The organism is Pelagibacterium lentulum, from assembly GCF_003992625.1.
Lineage (GTDB): Bacteria > Pseudomonadota > Alphaproteobacteria > Rhizobiales > Devosiaceae > Pelagibacterium > Pelagibacterium lentulum.
The window spans coordinates 1-3,279 of record NZ_RZMW01000034.1 but is presented as its reverse complement, the minus strand read 5'-3'; the positions used below and the strand labels follow the sequence as shown (position 1 = coordinate 3,279).

The window sequence follows — 3,279 nt, the reverse complement described above, 5'->3', positions numbered from 1 at the left end:
ACTCTACGCGCTGCCGCTGGTCTGGTTTGCAGCTGACATGGTCGAAAACGCCATGATCTACATCTTGATAGCAGGCCTCCCCACGCCTCCAGCCGCGCTCGCCGCCGTGCTCGGCCCAGTCACCACATTCAAGCTTGCACTGTTGCCAGCGTCCGTTCTGGTGCCACTTCTGGTTCTTGGCCTCAGCCATCTGCGTTCCGCCCGTGTCAAGGCGTAGCGGGTTTTCCAACGCAGGGCGCGCAGGTCCTGTAGTCCATCGTGGAGAGACACATGCGGTTTCACATCGACACCATGACCTGCGGCGGCTACGCCAAGAGCGTCACCAAAGCCATTCAAGCGGTCGATCCTGACGCCATGGCCGATATCGATCTCGGAGCCAAGTTGGAGCGCGTCACCTCAAGGGCTGATGAGATCGCCATTGCGACCATACTTGATGATGTAGGCTATCCGCCGCGGCGTGCGGCATAGCCATCGCGGGGGGTTCAATGTTCGAGTTCGGCAATGAGGGTCTTCATCTGATCGATCTCGCTCCGTTGCGCCTCAATGATTTCGTCAGCAAGCTCACGGACTCGCGGGTCGGTCAATTCGGCCCTCTCGCTCGTCAGGATGGCAATGGAATGATGTGGGATCATCGCTTTCATCCAGTCGACTTGATCAACACTGGCCTGCGAGCGCACCATATAGAGAGAACCCGCAAATGTGATGGCGGCAGCGGCAAAGATCGCGGCGTTGATGCCCTTGCGGTCGTACATTCCCATCATAAAGACCATCATCACGATGGTCATCGTCGCGCCCATGATCAGCGCCATGTAGGCGCGGGTCTCGCTCCAGTAGACGTGCTCGAAGGCATAGGTGTTAAGATACATAAGGCCATACATCATCACCGTGGATGTCGCGATCATGGCGGCAAAGCGCAGATATTTGCTCATTATCGATCCTTTCTTCCGGCGGGTTTGGTCTGCTGTCTGATCGTTCAGTCCGCTCGATCGCGCCCGACGGGTGCGTTCTCGTCCTCGAAACCGCCACACTTTGGGGAAATGTTCGGTTCGATGACGGTTCCAAACATGACGTGTGCCAAAGAGGTCGTTTGTTGACGCTTGCCGGTCGGACAGCACAGTCAATGATTGCAGCACTGCTCGCACTTGCCGTTTCGCTGGCTTTGCTTCCGCTTGGCGTGAGCGCTTTGGACCATCATCCTCAACTGCACGGCATCGGGGCCGAGCGGCTGCACCATAGTCCGGCACATCTTGGTTCTGACATGGGTGACATGGCCGACGCCCAATTTCCTTGTGAGCATTGCGGCATCGATTGCTGCATGATGACACATTGTCATCCCGGCCTGTCAATCGAGCCCTTCGGCATTTTGTTCACGGTTCCGGGCGGCAAGACAACAGACACCATCGGTGCCCACGCCTTCGGCGGCCCACCAGATGTTGCAGTTCCTCCTCCACGCATCCTCCTGGTCTGATCGAATATAAACCAGATTCACCAGGAGAATTCCGATGAACTTCGCAAATACAGCGCTCATGGCCGCCCTTGCAGCCACTACTCTCTCCGTCCCCGCTCTCGCGCAGGGGGGCGAATTCCAGTTGCCCGAACAGTGCACATCCTCTACCGGGATGGGCAATATGGATCGTTCGTCCATGGGCCATGGCAGCATGCACGGCAATCAAGATGGCGGCATGGGCTCGGCGATGATGGGCATGATGGGGATGGACATGAACCTCGAGGCCATGCCCAAGCATGTCCAGGAGAACATGGCCAAAATGATGATCACCATGCCCGCCATGCACGAAGGTATGATGAACGAAGACGCCGATGTGGCCTTCGCGTGCGGTATGATCGCTCATCATCAGGGTGCCATCGACATGGCGCAGGTGTTGCTCGATCATGGCGACGACCCGCAGATGCGGACACTCGCTGAAGAGATCATCGATGCTCAGGTCGCCGAGATCGAGCAGATGACCACCTGGTTAGCCGAAAACGCCAACTAAAAAATACGTGACCGCGCGGTTCGTACCGCGCGGTCATCATTCGCTGTGTTCTTGATCAGCTCTCATGTTTCCAGTCGTTGGAACCCTGAAATGGTTACCGCGCCATATCGAGCCGTCTAAGCAATTGGGCGTTGACTGCAACGATCACCGTGCTTGCCGACATTAGCACCGCGCCTACCGCTGGCGCGAGGACGATGCCGGCCCAATAGAGCACGCCCGCGGCCAGCGGGATGGCAACGATGTTGTATCCGGCGGCCCACCAGAGGTTCTGGATCATCTTGCGGTAGGTCGCGCGGCTCAGAGTTACGATGCGGGCAATATCCCGGGGGTCTGAACGCACAAGCACCACGTCGCCCGCTTCTACGGCCACATCTGTTCCCGCCCCCATGGCGACACCGACATCGGCGGTGACAAGCGCCGGAGCATCATTGACGCCATCGCCCACCATGGCGACGCGCTTGCCCTGGGCCTGCAGCTCTTTGATCTTGTCCGATTTCTGATCGGGCAACACGCCGGAAAAGACTGTTTCGATCCCAAGGTCACGACCCACAGATCGGGCCACGGCCTCGGAGTCACCCGTCAGGATTATGACCTCGATACCCATCGACTGCAGCTTGGCTACGGCCGCCCTGGACTCCGGGCGTACCTGATCGGCGATCGCAAACACGGCCAGGACGAGGTCGCCCTCCAAAAGGTAGATTGCCGCCTGCCCGTTATCACCAATGCGACGGCTCGCATTCTCCATGTTCTGGTCAAGGGTGACTTCGCGTTCGCGCAGCAGGGCCGGTCCTCCGACAGCGAACCGGCGGCCCTCCACAAGCGCTTCGACCCCCTTGCCAGCTGCTGACTGAAAATCAGAGGATGGAGGTAGCCCGATGCCCTTATCCTCGGCGCTTTTGAGCAGTGCCTGCGCGATGGGATGCTCGGAATCGCGTTCTACGGCGGCCGCGAGCGACAATGCCACGTCCGGATCTTGGCCCTGTGCGGCGACGATTTCAACGACCCGATGGGCCCCAAGCGTCAAGGTTCCGGTCTTGTCGAATACGACCGTGTCGAGATTACGCGCCTCTTCAAGGCCGCGCCGGTCACGTATGAGCAAGCCATTTTGAGCACCGAGGGTCGTCGAAATAGCCGTTACCAGTGGAACCGCCAGCCCAAGGGCGTGGGGACAGGCAATGACCAAAACCGTGACCATGCGGGTCACCGTAAAGTCAATCTCGGCACCGAGCAGGGACCATGCGAGCAGGGTTGCTCCACCGGCAACTATGGCGACGATAGTGAGCAG

General features: G+C 59.0%; 6 protein-coding genes. 4 read left to right on the top strand and 2 right to left on the bottom strand.

The features are described 5' to 3' along the window. Window positions 1–217, top strand: a 217-nt coding sequence (locus EO133_RS20245; RefSeq protein WP_206513488.1) for a hypothetical protein, incomplete at its 5' end; no start/stop codon positions are given. Between the two features lie 53 nt (window positions 218–270). Further along, window positions 271–468 carry a heavy-metal-associated domain-containing protein gene (locus EO133_RS10300; protein WP_127071962.1) on the top strand — a complete coding sequence of 66 codons (198 nt, stop codon included), beginning with the start codon at window positions 271–273 and terminating at the stop codon, window positions 466–468. A gap of 14 nt (window positions 469–482) precedes the next feature. On the opposite strand, the gene EO133_RS10295 is transcribed toward EO133_RS10300, so the two are convergent. Continuing rightward, the gene (locus tag EO133_RS10295; RefSeq protein WP_127072269.1) at window positions 483–929 is read right to left on the bottom strand and encodes a DUF305 domain-containing protein; all 447 of its coding nucleotides are present in this window, start codon (window positions 927–929) and stop codon (window positions 483–485) included. A 191-nt stretch (window positions 930–1,120) separates the two neighbouring features. On the opposite strand from EO133_RS10295, the gene EO133_RS10290 reads away from it, so the two are divergent. Then, window positions 1,121–1,468: a hypothetical protein gene (locus EO133_RS10290; RefSeq protein ID WP_127072566.1), complete on the top strand. Its 348-nt coding sequence runs from the start codon at window positions 1,121–1,123 to the stop codon at window positions 1,466–1,468. Window positions 1,469–1,502: 34 nt separating this feature from the next. Then, window positions 1,503–1,994 (top strand): CopM family metallochaperone, encoded by a 492-nt coding sequence (copM, locus tag EO133_RS10285; protein ID WP_127072565.1) that lies wholly within the window; start codon window positions 1,503–1,505, stop codon window positions 1,992–1,994. A 94-nt stretch (window positions 1,995–2,088) separates the two neighbouring features. On the opposite strand, the gene EO133_RS10280 is transcribed toward copM, so the two are convergent. Then, the coding region (locus EO133_RS10280) for a heavy metal translocating P-type ATPase (RefSeq protein WP_127072272.1) at window positions 2,089–3,279 on the bottom strand (1,191 nt) is incomplete at its 5' end.

Excerpts from the sequence above, each read along its gene's own strand:
- EO133_RS10300 (WP_127071962.1), top strand. The coding sequence starts at position 271 with ATGCGGTTTCACATCGACACCATGACCTGCGGCGGCTACGCCAAGAGC.
- EO133_RS10295 (WP_127072269.1), bottom strand. The coding sequence starts at position 929 with ATGAGCAAATATCTGCGCTTTGCCGCCATGATCGCGACATCCACGGTG.
- EO133_RS10290 (WP_127072566.1), top strand. The coding sequence starts at position 1,121 with ATGATTGCAGCACTGCTCGCACTTGCCGTTTCGCTGGCTTTGCTTCCG.
- copM (WP_127072565.1), top strand. The coding sequence starts at position 1,503 with ATGAACTTCGCAAATACAGCGCTCATGGCCGCCCTTGCAGCCACTACT.